The sequence below is a fragment of the Algoriphagus hitonicola genome (assembly GCF_900113375.1).
Classification (GTDB): domain Bacteria; phylum Bacteroidota; class Bacteroidia; order Cytophagales; family Cyclobacteriaceae; genus Algoriphagus; species Algoriphagus hitonicola.
Map to the genome: position 1 here is coordinate 74,973 of NZ_FOPC01000002.1, position 21,359 is coordinate 96,331.

The following is a 21,359-nucleotide window of genomic DNA, read 5'->3' on the forward strand; positions in this document are numbered from 1 at the left end:
ATCGAGCATGAGGTGGCCATCACACACTGGTACGTCCCGATCTATCGGGGCAACCATGCGACCTGCCTGCCGCAGGGATTCCATCCGACAGCTAAAAAACAAATTATAAACAGATGAAAAAAGTAGGCATTATCGGAGGTTCTGGCTTTATCGGAAGCTACAACACCCAAAAGTTCTTAAATGAAGGTTACCAGGTAAAAGTATCTACCACAGACCTTTCCAAAAAAGAAAAGTATGAACATCTACTCAGCCTCAAAAATGCTGAGAATCTGGAAATCGCTCAATTGGATGTGGAAAACAAACAGGAGCTTATGGATTTTCTGAAAGACTGTCAAATCGTAATTCACGGAGGAACACCATTTCAATTGGATGTGAAAGACCTTCAGAAAGAGCTGTTTGACCCGACCATCAAGGGTACCGAAAACTTCCTTGAAGCAGTTCTCAAGACTCCCGGGATTGAAAAAGTTGTGTTTATCGCATCCGTTGCGGCGTACAACACCAACTTTCCATTTTTACCAGCAGGAAAAACTGAAGGTGAGCAAATCACCGAAAATGATGCGCCATTTATGAGCGAACAGGGCATTCCCTATGCCCAAGCTAAGTTTATCGCCAATCAGGCCGTTGATAAATTCATCGCAGACCACCCCAATTTGAGTTTTGAAATCACATCAGTTTCGCCGACGGGTGTAATGGGGAAATCATTGTCAAACAGACAAGATTCCACCTCAACGGGAATTCAATTCTTATTTAAAAATAAAATTGCCCCCAACCCATTTATCCAAATGATCTATGATATGGATGTATTATGGGCATTGGTAGATGTAGAAGATGTTGCCGATGCGATTTTCAAGGCCGCTACCACCAAGAACACCCATGGGAAAAATTATCTCCTGTCAGGGGAAAGTTACAGGGTTTCGGATGTGACATTGATGCTGAACAATCAATCTCCGGTAGGCAAACCTGAAATTGTTTACAGTTCAGAATTGGCAATGAAGGATTTGGGAATAGCATTTAAGCCTGTCAGTATTCCTTTGAATAACTATTCCTCATAAGAACTGGAAAGCACCTGAGCACAAAAAGTATAGTGACAACTTTTATGTCATGAGCCACTTGTGCGTAATCTGAAAAAAACAGAAACTATGAAATACATTTTGCCTTTTATTGCTCTGATAATGTTCAGTTGCTCGAACCAATCAAAAAAGACTAAAATAATTGCTGAATCGAGTAACGAACTTATATCAACAAAAAATAAAGACTCGACAGCAGTAACAAATATTGTTAGTGATTTTTTTCAAGCATTTGATGATAGAGATTTGGATAAAATGGAACAGATACTGACGCCAGCGTCTAAGATAATTCACAATAATGGTGTTACGACCGATACAAAGGAAATGATAGAAGTAATAAAAGAAACTAAAAACTGGTATCCAAGAAAGCGAAAACTTTCAGAATTTGAATTCGATGCAGATGATACCTTTGCAATAGTTGGTGTAGTAAATGAAGTTACTTTTTCCTTGCCAGAGGATAAGGAAGTTTATGAGCCTTATAATGAAACGTGGATTTTCAAAAAGATTAATAATAAATGGCATCCGGTTAGAATTCATTATTCAAAAATTGTTAGAGAAAAACATACTGAAGAAGTAGAATAAAAATCGGAATGAAAAGCCTTCACACAAGATGAAATAACAAAAAAAACAGGAAAGCCGAAAACTTACTAGAGTAGGAAAAATTAAACAGGAAAATAATGAAAATATCTCATGTTATATGTGTTGTGATAATGTTGGTATCAACCAGCTCTTTGTTTGGACAGACGAAGAGTGATTCTTTATTAATCAAAGAAACCGCTCTGAACTATATTGAAGGTCTATGGACTAATAATTATGAGAGAATGGAAAAAGCAATACATCCAGAATTGGCAAAAAGGGTAATTAGAAAAGATGATAAAGGGAATTACCGATTAAGTAATATGGGATATTCAGAATTGCTGTTTTACACAAAAACTTTAACACCAAAGGATGAAAAACCAGAAGAACCTTTTAAAGCGGATGTAATAATATTTGATATTGCATCAGATATCGCAACCATAAAAATAACCCAAAATAAATATAGTTTCTTTGACTATGTTCAGTTAGGAAAGATAAATGGGGAATGGAAAATGATAAATTGGCTATGGGCGAATACAAAATAAACTCATAGTAAAAAAAATAGCCGAAAACTTATCAAAGTAGGCAAAACACAATTTAATACAATGATGAAAAAATCTAAAATCCATCTTTTCTATTTGATTATTGTCTTTACCTGCTACAATCAAATCTGTCTGAGTCAAATCAAACAGCAGGCTGAAACTAAAAGTGATTCTTTAACAGTCACTAGACCCACTGATAATCAAATTATAGCCTACAATAATTATTTTGAGCAGAATTATGAAAGGCATATTGACGAATTGATAGATTTAATTTCATACCCTTCTTTATCTATGCAAGCTGATCATCAAAATGATTTGATAGAAGCCGCAGAATTCCTTAAAAATAAACTAATCAATATTGGCTTAGAAAAAAGCCAAATAAATTTCTCCAATGGCTTGCCGGTAGTCACTTCGGAATACAATCAGCATATAGATCAGCCTACTGTTCTTTTTTATGGACATTTTGATGTGCAACCTGTCAATAGAGAGCAATGGCAGAATGATCCCTTCAAAGCAGAAATCAGAGATGGTCGATTGTATGGTAGAGGAGCCACTGATGACAAAGGCCCTATTATAGCCTTAATAACCACTCTTGAAGCCTTAATGACTATAGATGGCAAGCTTCCAGTAAATATTAAAATCCTTCTAGATGGCGGAGAAGAAATTGGGAGCCCGCATTTACCAGGCTGGTTAGCCGATCACAAAGATTGGTTAAAAGATATAGATTTCGGCATCAATGTAGACGCCGCCATGTATAATGATGAGCAGGGTTTGATATGGAAAGGCCTTCGTGGTGCTTCGGATATAGAAGTCACCTTAACCTCCGCCAATACTGATTTACATTCAGGCATCTATGGAGGAGTTGCACCGAATGCTGCAGTTGCAGCCTCTAAAGTAATTGCTTCTATGTATAATGATGATGGATCAGTTGCCATTGAAGGGTTTTATGATGATTTAAAAATTTTCTCTGATGCCGAAAAAATAGAAATCGCTGCTTCTGTAGACAAAAACCAAGAAGCTGATGAATTGAAGAAATTTGAAATTGATCAATGGATTGGAGAAACTGAATACACCTATACTGAACGAACATGGATTCGTGGATCCATGGATGTCACTGGTTTCAAATCAGGTTATACTGATGGAAAAGCCTCTATTATACCGCACACAGCCTGGTTTAGGATCATGACACGATTGGGGCCAGGTCAGAACCCGGAAAAAATTAACAGCTTGATTAAAAGCCATATCGAAAGAAATATTCCCTGGGGAATCCAAGCTGGATTTAAAGTGAGTGGAATGGCAGAAGCTACTGTCTTAAATGAAGGTGATTTGGGGTATAAGATTGGAAAAAAAGTGCTAACTGACTTCTTCGGAATTTCCCCAAAAATCCTCTACATAGGTGGAACTGTCCCAGCCCTATCTTTTATCCCTAATGCAGGCGGACCTGATTTGGTCTCGATCGGGTTTCAGCGAAGTGATGAGAATTTTCATGCCGATAATGAATTTATGAGAATTGATAGCTTTAAAAAAGGTCAACGCATTTATGCGCAATTATTACATGCATTTGTCAATCAAAATCGCAATCATCCCAAGTAAAACTATTATTAGAAACTGATAAAGCTTACTGAAATACTAATGAAAAAACACCTAGTTATACTACTAGCCTTACTCCCTCAATTTTTATTCTCGCAAACGAGAATTATCGACATGCACATTCACTCCTATACTGAGAGTGATTTTGGTGTTCGGGAACCTTCCGATACTGATCACTATGGGGTAAAAGGTTCAGCCAATGCCGAGCAGCATCTTCTGGAGACCTTTGCGGCCATGGAGCGATTCAATATCGTCAAAGCAGCGGTCAGTGGGAATCCCGAAAGTGTCAAAATCTGGAAAGAACGGGATAAAGATAACCGGGTAATTCGGGGTATTCTGAGTTTTTTGCCTGACGATCATGAGATGGATGTTACCAAGTTTGAACAGATGGTCAAGGACGGCGAGATTGAAATTTTCGGGGAATTAGGTCCTTACTACAGCGGTACCACTTTAAGTGATTCCATTTGGCAACCTTATCTGGAAATCTGTGAAAAATATGACATCCCGGTGGCTGTGCATACGGGAGGTGGAGACCCCGGAGGCACCTATTCCTGGTCCCCAAAAGCAAGACTGAAACTAGGTGATCCTTATTTGATAGAAGATGTTTTGGTCAAGTATCCCAAACTACGGGTGTATCTGATGCATGCTGGAGGAGAGGATTGGCCGGAACATGCCATTCGATTGATGGCCTACTATCCACAGCTTTATACGGATATTGCTGTTTTGCTTTGGGTGGAGCCCAACACTCAACGATATGTCACGGATTTTCTCAAAAATATCAAGCATGCAGGCTATCTAGATCGAGTTATGTTTGGTTCTGATCAGATGATCTGGCCCTATGCCATCGAGAAGTCAATTGATTTTTTGAACAGTCTTGACTTCTTGACAGAGGAGGATAAAGAAGGGATATTTTATGGAAATGCAGCGAGATTCTTGAAATTGGAAGATTAGCGTGTTTCAAATTCAACTTCCCGATTTTCGGGACAGGCTCTCCAGAGTTGATAGGACCGATCGTCTCTTGGATTATAAATCCACACATTTCATTTGTGGCTAATCGTATTCAACCACTTCGTGGTTGATGGGTGAAAAGATAATGATTCCTGAAATACTTTCTCTCCGTGGGGGGAAGTTGCATGAATAGATAAGGATTCCTGAAAGGAATCAATATGATTAGCCCCACATGCCAATGTGGGGTTGAAAACGGACATTCCCACCTGGTTTTCCCAACCACAACGTGGTTGAATTTGAAAAAAAATAAATGCCAAAATTTCAATAACAATAAATATTTCTCGTCAAACTCAATCCCATTCTCTTCCAAAATACTTTTGTACTCATCCAAAAAATCAACCTTTTGGTGGTGTTCCTGCTGATTCTTGATGTATTCGATCAAATCGTCCTTGAAAGAATAATTGACAGTAAAAGCTCCGTATCCTTTTTGCCATCCTTCAAAATCATCAAACAATCCATTCCTTTTGATCATATCTGAACTTGCCAATTTGATATCCTTGATCAATGAGGAAACCGGAATCGTCGGATGAATGTGGGTAAAAATATGTAGGTGATCTTCCACTCCATTAATCCGGTAAAGGTGACATTTTTTGTTTTTGAGAAGGCCAAAGATGAATGCGAATAATTCAGGCCGATCTTTTTCCGAAAGAGTTGGTTTACGTAGATGGGTTGAAAATACGATGTGATAGAGGAGTTGTGTGTAGGTGCTCATAGTTGAAAATCAATTTAGTAGTAGTTGAATTTAAAAAATTGAATTCTAAAAACGAGTGATTGAAATGATTTATGGGGTTTCAAATTCAACCCCTTTAGGGTTGAATGGACTATTGACCCGTCGATTTATTAACCCACACATTTCATGTGCGGCTAATCGTATTCAACCACTTCGTGGTTGATTAAAAATAAGAGTCAATTTTGAATGAAAACATCATGTGTGGTTTTCTAAAAACCAATCTTGAATGCTGTATTTCAGTCTTTTGGTAATTGATAAATGAAAAAGAAAACTTCAGTTTTAATCTATCCATTTCAGTCTATCAATCGATGATTCCCAAGGGGAATCAATATGATTAGCCCCACATGCCAATGTGGGGTTGAAAACGGACATTCCCACCTGGTTTTCCCAACTACAACGTAGTTGAATTTGAAAATATGTTTGATAAAGCAATTATTTAAATCAATCCCACTTTGCCTGAAAAGTATTCCATAATGTTAGGGAAGAAATCAAGGCAGTCCGTCCTAGGTTGAGGCCCTGTGGCTCTTGATTTTTTTATCTTTTCAATCACCTGCTAAATCAACTTTTAATAAAAAACGGTTTGAGCCGCCCTTTTTAAAATCACTATGAATATCTCCCAAGAAGGATTAAAACGGGAAGTCGGTGTCTGGGGTCTCTCCGCAAACATTGTCAATATCATCGTTGGGGCGGGAATTTTTGTCCTGCCGGCGATTATCGCCGAAATTATGGGGGCTTCCGGAATCATAGTTTACTTGTTCTGCGGATTTCTGATTTCCTTGGTGATGTTATGTTTCGCAGAAGCGGGAAGTAAAGTGACTCGGTCTGGAGGAGGATATGCCTATATTGAAACAGCTTTTGGGCCATTTCCCGGATATTTAGCAGCTGTATTTTTGGTGATGGGAGGTGTTTTTTCGGATGCTGCGGTTGCCAATGCACTGACAGAATTAGTCGGGTTAGTATTTCCCATATTCAAAAATCAATATGGTAGGTTAGCCTTCATGTTAGTAATATTTGGTGGGTTGGCATCACTTAATGTAATTGGCGTAAAGCAGGGAATAGGATTAGTCAAAATCAATACTGTTGCCAAGCTCACCCCGATTTTACTCTTGATTTTGATAAGCTGGAAAGATGTTTCGCTCTCCAACTTGTATTGGGAAGGCTCTCCAACTCTCCAAAAATTCGGAGAAGCTTCGCTAATTTTATTCTTTGCTTTTCAAGGTGGAGATACCGGACTGAGCGTAGGGGGAGAAATCAAAAACCCTCAAAAGACTGTTCCAAAAGCCATTTTTATTGGAATTTCATTTGTACTGATTCTTTATATACTCATTCAGACTGTTGCCCAGGGAGTTTTGGGGACAGATTTAGCTCAATTTAAAGAGGCACCATTGGCAGAAACGGCCAAGATTGTTTTTGGCCCGGTGGGCTACACCATCCTATTCATTGGTGCAGGGATTTCCATGTTTGGCATGTTGAGTGGGGAGATTCTCAACGTGCCAAGAGTGATATATGGTTTGGCGAGAGATCAGGTAATTCCCCTAGACAAGTTAGCTTTGATTCATCCCAAGTTTAAGACTCCTTATCTGGCAATAATTCTTTATGCCGGGCTGGGTTTCTCGATGGCAGCGGCAGGAGGATTTAGGCAGTTGGCAGTCATCGCTTCAGGAAGTATGCTGCTCGTTTATTTTGGGGTCGTACTTTCTGTGATCAAACTTCGCAAAATAAAAAATTTGCCAACTAGTGGATTTAAAATCCCTTTGGGTTACACGGTTCCTATCCTTTCAGCGGGAATTATCCTCTTTTTTCTTTCCAATTTGACAGGACTTGAAATAAGGGGATTGCTGATTTTGATTGCGGTTTTGACAGTAATATTTTTCCTGGGTAAGGCGTATCGGATGTGGAAGAAAAATAAAGGTTAGCAGTATAAATAAAATCAATCCAAAAACACGTATCTTATTTATTATAAGCCAAATAAAAACTTTCCCTAAAAAGATTCACAAATGAATGATCAGATCAGACTAATCCTCATCTTTGCTTTTATTGGAATTTTACTTTTCTCCTGCCAAAAAGAAACAACTCCAACAAACCCTCCCAATATACTTTTAATTATGGCAGATGACTTGGGCTATGCGGATATGGGTTCCTTTGGAGGGGATATTTCCACGCCCAATCTGGATCAACTGGCTAAAGAGGGTATTCGGTTTAGCAGATTTCATACTGCTCCATTTTGTGCGGTAAGTCGGGCAATGATGTTATCGGGAAACTTTAACCATGTAGCAGGTATGGGTTCTCAGGATTTGGTTACGGGAGTTCCCGGCTATGAGGGGCAACTTAGTGATCGCATCGTACCAGTCCCCGAACTGCTTCGCTCAGCAGGCTACCATACTTATATGGCCGGAAAATGGCACTTGGGAACATCTGCCGAGGCAAATCCTGCCAACAAAGGATTTGAAAGATCATTTGTGACCTTAGAGGGTGGAGCCAACCACTACAGCGAGAGAGGTATTTTCCCGGACGTTCCGGTTTCTATTTATACTGAAAATGGAGAAAAGACCGATTGGCCAGATGGCGCCTATTCCACGGATTTTTATACAGACAAATTGATCTCTTTTATGAATGCTGATCACGAAGATGGACAACCCTTCTTCGTTTTTGCAGCTTATACTTCCCCGCACTGGCCACTTCAGGTGGATTCAACCTTCTGGAAAAAATATGAGGGCCGCTACGATTCCGGTTATGAAGTCCTGCGCGAAAAGAGACTAGAATCCCTCAAAAAAGCCGGGATGATACCTTCTGGTGCACAATCTCCTCCTCTTCATCCGCTAGTCAAACCCTGGGATACGCTTACTCCAGAAGAACAGAAAAAAGAAGCCCGTAAAATGGAACTCTATGCCGGAATGGTGGACAATTTGGACTATAACATCGGGCGTTTGATTTCTCACCTAAAGGAAACTGGTCAATTTAAAAATACGATGATTGTGTTTCTTTCAGATAATGGAGCTGCTGCCGAGGATTTCTATTACACGGACTATTTCGGCCCATTTCTGCAGGAAAATTACTCTGATGCCTATAATGATATGGGAAAAGAAAACTCCTTTATCTCTTACGGCCCGCAATGGGCAGAAGCAGGCACTTCCCCTTTCAACTATTTCAAAGGCTATACCACCGAAGGGGGAATGAATGCCCCGATGATTATCTCCGGTCCGGGAATCAGCCCTCAAAACCAAATCAACAATCAATTTCTCAGCCTCTTGGATTTGGCTCCAACTTTCTATGAATTGGCAGGAATAATCTATCCCAAAACCTGGAGAGGGGAAGAAATTACAGGATTAGCAGGAAGCTCTCTTTTACCTGCTTTGACCGGAGATCCAGATCCAATTCATGATTCCACTTACGTTTTTGGCTTGGAACATCGGGGCGATGCGATGCTCAGAAAGGGGAATTGGAAGCTTTTGAATACCGAAAAACCTTTTGACTTGAACAACTTTGAGCTATATAATCTGGAAAAAGACCTATCCGAGCAGCAGGATTTGAAAGAGGTGAATCCTGAAAAATACCAAGAACTACTGCTGGAATGGGAGAAATTTTCCCAACAGATTGGCATCCGAACCCCAACACCCAAACAAGGCGAAAACCTAATGATGAACGATGGAAGACCTCGAAACGAATAAATTGAAACGGGAAGTTGGCATATTAGGTGTGGTGACCAACGTACTAAGCATCTCGATAGGAAGTGGAATATTCCTCCTGCCAGCACTGGTCTTTGTGATTTTGGGAAACGGGAGTATTCTGGCCTATATTTTTTGTGGACTTATCTTTTTAGCGCTAGGTCTTTGTTTTGCTGAGGTCAGCAGCCGAGTTACTGACACGGGAGGGATGTATGTCTATATCGAGCGGGCATTCGGTCCTTTGGCAGGTTTTCTTTCCAATTCGCTGTATTTGTTTGGAGTGGGTGTTTTGGCTTGTGCGGCACTGCTTAATGCCATGGCCGATATTGCGGCTACCTCTTTCCCTGTTCTTGGAGAAGTTTGGGCCAGGGTAGGCTTTTTTTCAGTAATTCTGGGAATTATTTCTTTGCTCAGCGTTCGGGGAATAAAAGACAGCATGATCTTCGTAAAAATCCTGACCTTCACCAAGGTATTGGCGATGCTGGTTCTGGTGACCTTTGGCCTTTCTGCCATAAGTTTGGATAATATTATTTGGAAAGGATTTCCTGAATTTTCCAAAATCGGAGAAGCTTCCCTACTCTTGATTTTTGCATTTCTTGGTGGTGAATTGGCCCTGAGTGTCGGGGGTGAAATGAAAAATCCAAAGCGAACAGCCCCTTTGGGATTTGTAATTGGAATTTTCGGCGTTGTCTTGATTTTTTGCCTGATCCATTTGGCCGTTCAGGGAGTTCTTGGTCAGACTTTGATCGAAAATCAGGAGGCTCCGTTGGCCGAATTAGCCAAAAATCTGGCTGGAAATACAGGGTTTCTTCTGATTCTGATCGTCTCATTTATTGCAGTATGGAGCACATTCAGTTCCATTTTTTTATTGAAAAACCGCATTCTTTATGCCGGAGCTGTAGATGGAATCCTTCCAAAAGTATTTGCCAAACTTCATCCCAAATATGGCACTCCTGCCATTGCGATTGTTTTCTTGGCCATTCTGGAATTACTTATAGCCGGCACGGGAAGCTTTAGATATCTGTTGATATTAGTCACTGGGAACTCCATACTCATTTATTTAGGAGTGATACTTGCCTTTTTCAAATTTAGGATAACAGAAAAAAATCCAGGTCCTGAATTATTTAAAATCAAAGGAGGATACTTCCTTGGCACTTTTGCCCTGATAGCTTTGATATGGGTTTTTTTCCAACTGAGCCAAACAGAACTGCTGGGCATAGGTCTTTTCGTCCTCATTCTGTATATAATCTATCATTTGATCGCTTTCTACAAAAGAAAGAAACCTTCCATAAACCAACAAATTACACCCCTATGAAAATAATACTTCCTTCCCTGATAGGGCTTTTAATAGTCACTTTCTCCTTTGCGCAGGAGGCTGAGGTCTCTCAGATTCTTGCGCAACGGGAGGAGTCGAATCAGGCCCTTCGTGTTTTTGATGATGAGTTGAATGCGAACTTTTCCACCGAAGATGCCTTGATCACCACAGGGGCAGGCACTTTGATCTCCGGGAAAAAGGAATTGATGAAATATATCCAAGAATCGACCGGACCGAAGATGTATTGGATCCGGACTCCGGATGAAGTGCTGGTCAATCCCGAAACCCAACTGGCATGGGAAACGGGAACTTGGAAAGGCTATGAAGAAGGTTCGGATGAGGCAGTAGTTGAAGGAAAGTACTCCGCCCAATGGACCAAGGCCTCGGGGACTTGGCTGATCCAATCGCAGTTGTTTGTCACTTTACCTAATGAAGAATGATCACCCTTTTCCACAAAATCCATCAAAAACTTATGAAAAAACTTTCCCTACTACCTATACTTGGAATCCTGATTTGGGCGGCCTGTAGCCAAAGCCCTTCCATAGATTCCGAAATAACCGTATTGCATGGTGCAACCCTTTTTGATGGCACAGGGAATTCCATTTCCAACAGTGTCATTATTCTTCAGGATGGAAAAATTGGCGCTATTGGAGGTTCGGAAGTCGAAATTCCAGAGAATGTCAATCTGGTTGATGTCACAGGCAAGTTTATCACTCCTGGCTTGGTCGATGCCCATGTGCACTTTTCCCAAACCGGATTTTTTGACGGCCGTCCCGATGCGCTGGATATCCGGGATACGCTGCGGTTTGACAGCCTACAAGCCAAACAGAAAAAACACCCCAATCGATATTTCGAGACGTATTTGCGGTCGGGTGTGACAGCCGTCTATGATGTGGGAGGATTTGAATGGATCGTGGATTTGTCCAAAAAAGCCGAAACCAATCTCAATGCCCCTCATGTAGCAGCGGCGGGGCCCTTGCTCACTCCATTTCCCCAAGATCGATTAGATATCTTCAATGTCCCTCCATCCCGACAGATGCTGGCCCTGACTTCTCCTGAATTTGGAAAAGAATTCGTCCAAAAGAATTCCAAACTCGGTTCCACAGGAATCAAAATCTGGAGTATCAACTTGGAGGACAGCATTTTCATGCAAAGCCTTCAGGCAGTAGCTGCAGAAATCCCGCTTCAAGGCAATCAACTGATCGTTCATGCCACCGACCTGGATCAGGCCAAAGAGGCTATTCGGTTAGGAGCGAAAGTACTAGTGCATAGTGTGGATGATCAACTGGTCGATGAAGAATTTATCCAGCTGGCCAAGAAATCCGGAGTCATTGTTTGTCCCACCTTGGTAGTACTTCCAGGCTATTCCATTGCATTCAAATCCCTCCGGGGCGAATTCCCCTTAAATGATCCTAATCAGGTAGTGGATCCCGAAACCAAAAATTTGCTAAATGATTCCCAATCATTTTTTAAATACTACCAAGGCCAGGAAAAATTTGAGGACATGGTCAAGTCATCAGAGGAAACTGACGAAAAGCTAAAATCCGTCATGTACGCCAATCTTAAGCTGCTCTATAAAGCGGGAATCCCTATCGCGCTATCCACTGACGCAGGGAATCCGGGAACGCTCCATGGGATTTCGGTATATGATGAGCTGGAAGCCATGCAAAAAGCAGGAATCCCTGCCAAAGATTTGATCCCGATGGCCACTCAAAACGGCGCTCGAGCCATGAGAAGATTGGACGATTTTGGCACCTTGGAAGTCGGCAAAATGGCTGATCTGATCATCTTGGAAAAAGATCCCTCAATGGATGCCAGCAATTTCCGATCAATTACCCATGTGATGCGTGGAGGGCTGCTGAGACCTGTAAATGTCCCTTTTGAAAAATAGCCTATGATCGCAATTTTTAGAAAAATCCGCCAGAAACTCCTCGCCCAAAATCGGGGCCCACAATACCTATCTTATGCACTCGGAGAGATTTTACTTGTGGTGATCGGGATATTGATTGCACTTCAATTAAACATTCAAAAAGAAGAGAATAAAGAAAAGAAAGTAACAGCACAACTTTTAATCGGCATTCAGGCTGATTTGAAATTGGAAGCTGAACGTATTGATTTTTTGCAGGCCTACTATGGGGATATTACAGATGGTATTCAACAAATTCTTTTAACCTATCAAGGGATAGAAAACAATACCAATCAAGAGCTCGGGCAAGCTTTCTTGAACACGTTTGAATTTCGAAAATTTTCAAAGTTTAACACCAATTATCAGACACTTTACGGAAGTGGTTTCCTGCAGGAAATTGAAGACAAAGAATTGTCAGAAGAAATCGTAACCTACTATTCCAAACAATTTTTAGAGTGGTCTTTAGAAATTTACCAACAAAAGGCCAGCGCCTTTGATTTTAACGGTGTCCCACAATTTGACCCATTAGATAAACTTCAACGAGGGGAAAACTATCAATCCATTCCCAATTTCCGATTGGATGTTGGTGGACATTACACAACCGATTTTAAAGAATTGATCAAAGAATCTCAAGTATTGAACTTCCTGGTAGATCTGCTCCATCAGAGTGAATTGGTTTTTAGCAATCTTAAAACCTATAAAGAAACAAACCTGACTTTATCAAACCGAATACAAAAATACCTTGATCAATGATTAAATCCTTTCGCAACCTACCTGCCGGCAAGGTAGGAATCCGCCAAAAGTTGCTCTCTCAAAATAGGGGAACCCAATATTTGGTTTATGCCTTAGGTGAAATTTTCCTGGTTGTTATCGGGATATTGATCGCGCTGCAGATCAATAACTGGAATGAACACCAAAAGCTTCAAAAAAAGGAAAAATTGTACTTGGAAAGACTCAAAGGAGAGGCCATATGGAATATCGATATTCTTGATAATCAAATTAAATTGTATGAAAGTAACGCATCGAATCTGGATTCTCTTGCTTTTTTATTGAGCAATGCGGCTCCAAATAATGAACAGTTTAGAATTCCTGCTACGCCTTTTTTTATGAGTGCATGGCTTTTGAAAAACTCTGCCTATGCCGAGTTAGTATCCTCTGGTTCATTGGGTATTCTCTCTGATGTCAAATTGCGCGAAATGCTGGATGAAGTAGCTAGCTTCCAAACCCGTTCCATCGAGACACTCCATTACTGGAGAGACTTAGCGGTTGCAGATGCCCATCTTTTCCAGCCCTACAGAATCCAAAAAATCTCCCTTGTTAACGGAGATACTACCAAATTTATGAGTCTGGATTACGAACGTATGATAGGCCAAAGGGAGGTCATCGCCGGAATACAGTTTTGGAGACTCGCTAACCAAAAGTTTGCAGTAGGCATTGTAGAGTTTAGAACGCACTACTTTAAAATTCTTGAACGAATCAACTGTCTCGAAAACAACAATTGCCCAAATTGATACCATGATCTCCCTCTTCCGCAAAATCCGCCAAAAACTTCTCCAACAAAACCGGATCAATCGGTATTTGGCTTATGCCATTGGCGAAATCTTTTTGGTAGTTATCGGAATATTGCTCGCCTTACAAATCAATACCTGGAACCAAAGTCAGCAACAAGCCAAGCTCGAAAGACGAATCCTGATTGAGATCGACAACAACTTGGGTGAGGATCTATTAGATGTTCAGGATGAGATTGAGAGTTTTGAAACTACCATACGACTTGATTCAATACTTATTCAACACTTCAAATCAAGGCAACCTTTTTCAGATTCCATCGGTGCTTTTCTCCATGTAGTAGAAATGAGCCCACACCTTTCCCCAGGTCAAAATGGCTACAAGCTACTGGAATCAAAGGGTATAGATGTAATATCCCTTGATTCATTGCGAATGCAAATTTCCAATTTGTACGAGCGCAACTATCCTTATTACATGACCTATGCCCGAGAGCGCTTTCAAATAATTGAATTAGAAATAAAACCCTTTTGGACAAGGAACTTTTTCATTGAAAAACATGGGCAATGGCCATTCAGGAAGCGGGTACCTATCGATTATCATCAGCTTTTAGATGACCGTCATTTCATCCCGCTTATCCAAGTAAGTTCCTTTCAAGCCTCGGTGATGCTGACAAGATCAATAAATCTCAAAGAAGAAATTGAGGCCGTACGAGTTAGTATTCATGAGTTTTTGGAAAAAGATAAAAAATAAATTTTCAACTATGCTTAAATTCTTCAGAAAAATCCGCCAAAAACTCCTCGAGGAAAACAAGATAAGCAGCTACCTCATATACGCCGTCGGCGAAATCTTCCTCGTGGTAATCGGGATTTTGATTGCTTTGCAAGTCAGCAATGCCAATCAGAGAAGATTAGACAATATCAAACGAAATGAGTACATCATTCGGATCAAAGGTGATATTGAATCTGACCTTAAGCAACTTGACCAACTGGCGTATGGCTTGGGAAAAGAAAATGCAGAAAATATTGATCGCTATTTTGGGTTTTTTACAAAAGGGGGTCAAACCATCGAAACCTTTGTAGACAGCGCACTGCGGACTCCTTTAAATAAATTTAGATACCTCCCCAACCGGCATTCTTTTGAGGACATGAAATCCTCCGGCAATATTCAATTTCTCACAGATAATCAGCGGAGTGCTTTGGCAGATCTCATTGCACAGCAGGATTTTACCATCATCATGTTCGAAAAAATTATTGACCAGATCAACATGGAAGATTATAGTGCCCGTGGCTATTTGGATATGGATGACGATCCAAGTTCTTTTTTTCAAACTCTTGGTATCAAAATCAACCCTGAAGATCAAATTAAAGGATTGCATCATCTGCACAATAGGATGAGATGGAGTCGCTCTTTGGGATTAACTGCAAGTCAACAACGAAATGCCATCCAGGATCAATCAAATAAAATCTTAGCGCTCTTTTCTAAAAAATGACATGCTAAAATTCTTCAGAAAAATCCGCCAAAAATTCCTGCTACAAGATCGTGTGACCCGATATCTGGTCTATGCGATTGGTGAAATCTTCCTTGTGGTTATCGGGATCTTGATTGCCTTGCAGGTGAATAACTGGAACGAAGACCGAAAAACCAAGGCAGCCGAGCAAAAACTGCTGGCATCCCTGCTTGAGGAGTTTGATTCCAATGCGGTAATCCTCGACCAAACCATGGAACTCAATGAACAAATCATCACCAACAGTACGCAAATCGGGGACTTCACCGGACCCTCAATTGGAGATTTCGATGAGTTGGCACTGTCCAATCTGATGGTTGGCACTTTCAAATTTGAATCCCGTTTTGTTCCCAATCAAGGTACCATCGAAGAAACTATCAATACCGGCAAGCTCAGCATCCTTTCTAACCCAGAACTCCGCAAGGCAATCACCAATTGGAAGTCCGATTTGGAAAGGGTAAAAAGACAGGAAGATTATGTCGTAGCGCGAAGAGATCTTGCTCACGATTATTTTATCAATTCCGGCAATTTCCGAAGACACCTGGAGGTAATCGATGAAAGCTTAATCGAGGCAGGAACGAGTAGATTTCCTTCAAACAATTTCAAGTTTTTGCAGGATCAAGGGTTTGAAAGCAAGCTTTATCTTTTTATAGTGGCCTCGGCCAACTTAAATCAAGTATTCTATCCTCCGCTGAAGGCTCGGACAGAAACCATCATTTCTCTGATCAAAGAAAAACGTAACTAAATGACTATGATCTCAATTTTCCGCAAAATCCGACAAAAGCTGCTCTCTAAAAATCGGTTTACAAGATATTTCGCTTATGCATTAGGCGAAATTCTGCTGGTCGTGATTGGGATATTAATCGCTCTGCAGATCAACAATTGGAATACAGCCAAAACTATCAGAGCTACAGAGATCGAAATGCTTGACGACTTAAAAATAGCCTTGGAGACTGATTTAAAAAATGTAATAAGCAACAATATCAGGGATTGTAATATTCGGCTAGCGGTCACCAAATCAATAGTGGACTGGTCCATCCTAGCAACGCCACCTCCTGATTCTATTGCTAAATACCATATCTACATGGGCTTATTCCGAACTTTTACGCCAGTCACGAGTCCTTACAAAATATTAGAGTCCAAAGGACTCGATATCATCAGGAACAAGACACTCAAGTATAAAATCATCAACCTTTATACTTTGGAGTACGCTAACCTGAACACCCTATTTGAAAATGAAACAAACAATATAAGAGACGTATATCGACCTGAAATCAGAAAGCATTTCAAAATAAACCCGCCAGAAATGGAAGTTCGATATCAACCCATTGGATTAGAAAATTCAATCAAAGACCGGGATTTCATGAATATGGTCACGATTATGTATTCAAACAACATCGACTTGCTCAAATTTTTCATGACCATCCAAGTTGCCATTCAGGATGTGATTCGGGAGATTGATCAAGAAATAAAAACCGATTAAAATTATAAACATGTTCAAATTTTTCCGCAATATCCGTCAGCAACTTCTCTCCCACCTGCCTACCGGCAAGGTGCCAAGCTACCTTGCTTATGCGGTCGGTGAAATTTTCCTTGTAGTCATCGGAATCCTGATTGCCTTGCAGATCAATAACTGGAATGAAGGCCGAAAGCAGAAACGTTCGATGCAGGTAGCGATCCAATCACTGATTGAAGATTTCAAACAAGACACCTTACAGCTGAAGCAGGAAATAGAAGCAATTAGCAAAGACCTTGAAATCCTTGATGGTTTTAGAATGAGGTTATCAAAACCCTCAGCGACAATCGATACTTTAAGACAAATTGCACGCTATGAGTATATTCCTTTTTTTGACCCCAGCAATGAAATGAACAGGAATACAATTATTTCCTTATTGAGCACGGGAACTGTCGATTACTTTGATGAAGAACTTAAAGCAAAAATACTAAAGTACAATTCCGAGCAACTCAAAAGCATAAAAATCATGGATGAAAACGTATCTATTTATTTGAATACCCAATATTCATTTGGTCTGGGAATCGCCTCACAAAGCGGCAATCCCAATTCCATGTTAGCATCGGTTACCATAAATGGACCACTATCAGAGTTGTACTGGGCTAATCTTGATGACAAGCAACTCCTGGAATCCATGCTCAATACTTTCGCGGGGAAAATGGTCATGAACAGCATTGTCTTATCAATGAAAAAAGATCTTTTGGATAAAACCAATGTTATGCTTGATTACCTCCACCAATACAAAAAATGAATATGTTTAGAATCTTTAGATCTCTCCGAATTTCACTTTTAGGCCATAATAAAATCGGTAAATATCTCAAATATGCTTTTGGAGAGGTAATTCTTGTCGTAATTGGTATTCTGTTGGCCTTGCAGATCAATACCTGGAACGAGGAACGGAAAATATCCAAAGAACGGAATCAATTTATGCAGTCTATCAAAGAAGATTTAATAGCAGATACATTAGATTTAAACGAGACATTAGGTCAATGGAATATTCAACTTGCCGAATTGAATACTTTTAAACAACAAGTTAATTCAACCAAAACCATAGATTCATTGATTTTTTTGGTCAGATACGAATTTTCGCCTTATTTTTCATCTTTTTCAGGTTTTAATGACAATACCTATAGGTCTATGCTCAATACTGGTAAACTTAGCATTTTACATCCCGAATTGAGAAAAGTTTTACAGGCACACTATCATCAGCAGTTGGATACGAAAGAGTGGCATGATAACCAAATAGAACTGTATCAGACCGTAGTTAGAACCTATACGGATCAATTCCCCATGAATATCGATGCAAAATTTATCAGAAATCAGGCATTGGAAGATATAATTTGGAAAGATATCAACCCTAGACAATTGCTCCTAGTTTTAAATAGCTGGGGGACCAGAAAGTCATTTTATTATCAAACTCATATTCCACGCTTTGAAGATAGATTACAGGAAACAGCTTATATCTTAAAGACATATTTTAATAAATAGTATTATTTAGAAAAAATAATGATCACAATTTTTAGAAAAATACGGCAAAAACTCCTCGCGGACCTGCCTTCCAGTAAGGCAGGAAATCGGGTTACCCGATACCTGGTCTATGCCTTCGGTGAAATCTTTCTTGTAGTAATAGGGATTTTGATCGCACTTAGCATCAATACCTGGAATTCAGGCCGCCTTGAAAACAATGAAGAATTAAATACACTAAAGGCCTTGAAAGAAGATATTTTTCAAAGTAAAGTCAACGTGGAAAGTACGCTTATCAATCAGACCCGTGTGGTTAATTACTGCTCCATTCTTTTAACAGCCTTATTAGAAGAAAATCAAACCTTAAATCCAGACACGTTGGGGAAATACATTTATCGGGGAGCCTTATCCTATTGGAAAGTCGAACCGACCAATGGTACTTATGATGCTTTGATTAGTTCGGGTAAGACAGGATTGATCAAAAACCCGAAACTCAATCGCCTTCTGGCCGAATATGCTACAGAATTAAAATATGGATTTGAGGATGAGGTAGAAAGTATGGAACTGACTGCAAGGTTGACTGAAAAAAGTGCAGTTTATGCACCTACCTTGGGATTTGCACTGCTTAAGGAATTCAAACTGATCGATTCTGAAAAATATTACAATGCAAAAGTCTTAGACAGGGCCAAATCCCAATTGATGGGCGACAGAATCTTCCACGGTATCTTGGTGAAAAAATCAATCTTAGAAAACAACCGGTTGGATTATCACGAAAGTATTTTTACTAAATTAAATGAGATTCTTGGGTTGATCGATCAAGAATTAGACTTAAAAGACAAATTCTAATGTTCAAATTCTTCCGCAAAATCCGCCAAAAACTCCTTTCCGAAGGCCTGTCTGCCGGACAGGTAGGAAAGACTTCACAGTATCTTAAGTACGCCATCGGGGAAATATTTCTCGTAGTAATCGGGATATTGATTGCGTTATCAATCAACAACTGGAATGAACAACGAAAGCAAACGAAAGCCCGACAATTGTTTACTGAATCTATGCTTTTAGAATTGAAAAAAGATAGCACTTTTTTAGTTGATATTATAGACGAATTGGACGAAAGTATTGCTATCCTTCAGGACCTCAAGCATCGGATCAACAATCCTATGGCTACCTTGGATACCATAGATCATATTTTAAAATATGAGTATAATCCCGGTTTTGTCAATGCAGTCGATTTAAATAAAAATACTTTTTCTACTTTATCAACATCCAGTCAGATTGCCCTTTTTAAAAATACCGATGCAGACCACATTCAAACCTATTACCAATTGGTCCTTAATATGGAGAATTTTCAAGAAGATCAGCTGAACTTTTACCGCGATACTTTTTCAAAATTCCTCGAAAAAGTCCCATCCGCAGATAACATGGTGGAATATCCCCTCCTTGACCCCGGAAAACTTAAAGATCAAATTTGGAACGGAGTGGATATGCAAGCAGCAAGATTGCAGTTCGGCGGAATCACCACCCTGCAAAACCACATCTTTATCACTTTTCTGAGGATGGACAAAGAGCTGTTAGAAGCCAACCAAAAACTTATCCATCATCTTAAAGGAAATTTTCCATGATCTCCCTCTTCCAAGAAAATACATTTTTTTAAAGGAAATACCCTGAAAATCTAAACTCTTTGAGGGAATTAGCTTATCCTAACCGTTAGAATTAATTTTTATAGTAAATCGATCTAAATGCAAAATATTCATTCTTTTCTGTCCTTAATTAAATTTCTCATTTTGAGCGGGTTCTCATTTTAGGGCATGGCTTTTGACTAAGGTTGGCTTCACGAGTTAACTATCGTATAAAATGAAAGTATTAGGAATTTTATGTCTTTTTGCCTTGACTATGTTCATGGGCTGCAATGACAAAAAAGAGGCCGTCAAAGAAACTACCATTGAGGTAAAGGTGGAAAAAGAAGCCGATACGGAAATCAAAATCGGGCCAGACGGCGGATCGGTCAAAACCAAAAAAGTAGAAGTAGAAGTCAAAAATGACAACCAATAAAATAAAAAGCTGAGCCGGAAGGTTCAGTTTTTTTTGCTTTATGCCAGTTGTAGCCAATCAAGGCCTTATTTAATTAAAGCATTATTTTTATTATTTATTTTTTAGTGAATTTGCTAATCGGGGCACTCCATTTGCAATCATATCATCCAATTGACCGGCGAAAAAGCAAACAAATTTTTGCGCTAGAAAACTTAAAAAACTCCAGATCATTTAGGACTTTCCTGTTTTTCAATTGATCAAAATTCTAGACTAAAAAACTCATGAAACTGTACTCCATTGGATTACTATTTGCCTTCTTGTTGACCGGGACTCTGAGTGCCCAAAACATCAATATTGGCATCAAAGGTGGCCTCAATAGCTACAACATTACTCCAGGTGATTTCAACCCAAAAACTGGGATTCACCTCGGACTGCTCGGTCATATACACATGACAGATCAGATTGGGCTTCAGCCGGAAATCTATTATTCCGCCCAAGGCGCTAAATTTGGCAACTCATCCAATAGCCTCAATCTAGACTATATCAACATCCCCCTGCTATTGCAGTACATGTTTGATAATGGATTTAGGGTTCAGGCAGGCCCACAATTGGGCTTATTGATGAATGCCAAATCAGTTACCGGATCCACAGAAGTGGATGTGAAAAACGATTTCAAAAGCATTGATGTGGGAATAGGAGTTGGCGCGAGCTACATTCACCTTCCCACGGGATTTGGAATCGATGCCCGATACAATATCGGAATGAGTAATATCAGTGAAATCGCCTCCAACGATTATAAAAATCGTGGCTTTCAGCTTGGCGTTTTCTACCTGTTTAACCACACCAATTAATTCAATCCCATCATCCAAAACACCGTTTGGATTGAAAAATCAAAAGAGGCAGGACCAATGGTTCTGCCTCTTTTGATTATCTGTCTGAGTCGAC

General features: G+C 39.9%; 22 protein-coding genes and 1 pseudogene. 22 read left to right on the plus strand and 1 reads right to left on the minus strand.

The window, feature by feature from the left end; translation table 11 throughout:
• The first annotated feature begins 113 nt into the window (after positions 1 to 113).
• The 5 genes from BM043_RS03100 to BM043_RS03120 all read left to right on the plus strand — a co-directional run bounded on the left by BM043_RS03100 (position 114) and on the right by BM043_RS03120 (position 4,726).
• Positions 114 to 1,052, plus strand: coding sequence for an NAD-dependent epimerase/dehydratase family protein (locus BM043_RS03100; protein ID WP_092788802.1), 939 nt, complete (start codon positions 114 to 116; stop codon positions 1,050 to 1,052).
• Between the two features lie 87 nt (positions 1,053 to 1,139).
• On the plus strand, positions 1,140 to 1,649 hold the full coding sequence (locus tag BM043_RS03105; protein ID WP_143071028.1) for a YybH family protein: 510 nt from the start codon (positions 1,140 to 1,142) through the stop codon (positions 1,647 to 1,649).
• 95 nt (positions 1,650 to 1,744) lie between these two features.
• Entirely contained in the window at positions 1,745 to 2,188 is a 444-nt protein-coding gene (locus tag BM043_RS03110; protein WP_092788804.1) for a nuclear transport factor 2 family protein, read from the plus strand.
• 60 nt (positions 2,189 to 2,248) lie between these two features.
• Complete coding sequence (locus tag BM043_RS03115) at positions 2,249 to 3,778, plus strand: M20/M25/M40 family metallo-hydrolase (protein ID WP_092788805.1); 1,530 nt, start codon at positions 2,249 to 2,251, stop codon at positions 3,776 to 3,778.
• Between the two features lie 39 nt (positions 3,779 to 3,817).
• The gene (locus tag BM043_RS03120) at positions 3,818 to 4,726 is read left to right on the plus strand and encodes an amidohydrolase family protein (RefSeq protein ID WP_092788806.1); all 909 of its coding nucleotides are present in this window, start codon (positions 3,818 to 3,820) and stop codon (positions 4,724 to 4,726) included.
• 325 nt (positions 4,727 to 5,051) lie between these two features.
• Here the strand turns inward: BM043_RS03120 and tnpA are convergent.
• Positions 5,052 to 5,495, minus strand: a pseudogene (gene tnpA, locus BM043_RS03125) (IS200/IS605 family transposase); the annotation flags it as partial.
• A gap of 623 nt (positions 5,496 to 6,118) precedes the next feature.
• Between tnpA and BM043_RS03130 the strand changes: the two are divergent.
• The 17 genes from BM043_RS03130 to BM043_RS03205 all read left to right on the plus strand — a co-directional run bounded on the left by BM043_RS03130 (position 6,119) and on the right by BM043_RS03205 (position 21,265).
• On the plus strand, positions 6,119 to 7,429 hold the full coding sequence (locus BM043_RS03130; RefSeq protein WP_092788807.1) for an APC family permease: 1,311 nt from the start codon (positions 6,119 to 6,121) through the stop codon (positions 7,427 to 7,429).
• 81 nt (positions 7,430 to 7,510) lie between these two features.
• A complete protein-coding gene (locus tag BM043_RS03135; protein WP_092788808.1) occupies positions 7,511 to 9,181 on the plus strand; it encodes an arylsulfatase in 1,671 nt (556 codons plus the stop codon).
• Positions 9,159 to 10,493: an APC family permease gene (locus tag BM043_RS03140; RefSeq protein ID WP_092788809.1), complete on the plus strand. Its 1,335-nt coding sequence runs from the start codon at positions 9,159 to 9,161 to the stop codon at positions 10,491 to 10,493. The genes BM043_RS03135 and BM043_RS03140 overlap by 23 nt, the downstream gene beginning before the upstream one ends.
• Positions 10,490 to 10,933 (plus strand): YybH family protein, encoded by a 444-nt coding sequence (locus tag BM043_RS03145; protein ID WP_092788810.1) that lies wholly within the window; start codon positions 10,490 to 10,492, stop codon positions 10,931 to 10,933. Before BM043_RS03140 ends, BM043_RS03145 begins: the two co-directional genes overlap by 4 nt.
• A 32-nt stretch (positions 10,934 to 10,965) precedes the next feature.
• Entirely contained in the window at positions 10,966 to 12,384 is a 1,419-nt protein-coding gene (locus tag BM043_RS03150; protein ID WP_177188415.1) for an amidohydrolase family protein, read from the plus strand.
• Between the two features lie 3 nt (positions 12,385 to 12,387).
• Positions 12,388 to 13,152, plus strand: a complete 765-nt coding sequence (locus tag BM043_RS03155; protein ID WP_092788812.1) for a hypothetical protein — start codon at positions 12,388 to 12,390, stop codon at positions 13,150 to 13,152.
• Positions 13,149 to 13,910, plus strand: a complete 762-nt coding sequence (locus BM043_RS03160; RefSeq protein WP_092788813.1) for a DUF6090 family protein — start codon at positions 13,149 to 13,151, stop codon at positions 13,908 to 13,910. The genes BM043_RS03155 and BM043_RS03160 overlap by 4 nt, the downstream gene beginning before the upstream one ends.
• Before the next feature lie 4 nt (positions 13,911 to 13,914).
• On the plus strand, positions 13,915 to 14,655 hold the full coding sequence (locus BM043_RS03165) for a DUF6090 family protein (protein WP_092788814.1): 741 nt from the start codon (positions 13,915 to 13,917) through the stop codon (positions 14,653 to 14,655).
• A gap of 10 nt (positions 14,656 to 14,665) precedes the next feature.
• Positions 14,666 to 15,394: a DUF6090 family protein gene (locus tag BM043_RS03170; protein WP_092788815.1), complete on the plus strand. Its 729-nt coding sequence runs from the start codon at positions 14,666 to 14,668 to the stop codon at positions 15,392 to 15,394.
• A 1-nt stretch (position 15,395) separates the two neighbouring features.
• Positions 15,396 to 16,154 (plus strand): DUF6090 family protein, encoded by a 759-nt coding sequence (locus BM043_RS03175; RefSeq protein WP_092788816.1) that lies wholly within the window; start codon positions 15,396 to 15,398, stop codon positions 16,152 to 16,154.
• Positions 16,155 to 16,892 (plus strand): DUF6090 family protein, encoded by a 738-nt coding sequence (locus BM043_RS03180; RefSeq protein WP_092788817.1) that lies wholly within the window; start codon positions 16,155 to 16,157, stop codon positions 16,890 to 16,892. It begins immediately after the preceding gene.
• Between the two features lie 10 nt (positions 16,893 to 16,902).
• Positions 16,903 to 17,673: a DUF6090 family protein gene (locus tag BM043_RS03185; protein WP_092788818.1), complete on the plus strand. Its 771-nt coding sequence runs from the start codon at positions 16,903 to 16,905 to the stop codon at positions 17,671 to 17,673.
• A gap of 2 nt (positions 17,674 to 17,675) precedes the next feature.
• Positions 17,676 to 18,410, plus strand: a complete 735-nt coding sequence (locus BM043_RS03190; RefSeq protein ID WP_092788819.1) for a DUF6090 family protein — start codon at positions 17,676 to 17,678, stop codon at positions 18,408 to 18,410.
• Positions 18,411 to 18,428: 18 nt separating this feature from the next.
• Entirely contained in the window at positions 18,429 to 19,232 is an 804-nt protein-coding gene (locus BM043_RS03195; protein ID WP_092788820.1) for a DUF6090 family protein, read from the plus strand.
• Positions 19,232 to 20,005, plus strand: a complete 774-nt coding sequence (locus tag BM043_RS03200; protein WP_092788821.1) for a DUF6090 family protein — start codon at positions 19,232 to 19,234, stop codon at positions 20,003 to 20,005. Before BM043_RS03195 ends, BM043_RS03200 begins: the two co-directional genes overlap by 1 nt.
• A 232-nt stretch (positions 20,006 to 20,237) precedes the next feature.
• Positions 20,238 to 20,435 carry a hypothetical protein gene (locus tag BM043_RS19325; protein ID WP_143189465.1) on the plus strand — a complete coding sequence of 66 codons (198 nt, stop codon included), beginning with the start codon at positions 20,238 to 20,240 and terminating at the stop codon, positions 20,433 to 20,435.
• Between the two features lie 260 nt (positions 20,436 to 20,695).
• Positions 20,696 to 21,265, plus strand: a complete 570-nt coding sequence (locus tag BM043_RS03205) for a porin family protein (RefSeq protein ID WP_092788822.1) — start codon at positions 20,696 to 20,698, stop codon at positions 21,263 to 21,265.
• The last annotated feature ends 94 nt before the right edge of the window (positions 21,266 to 21,359 follow it).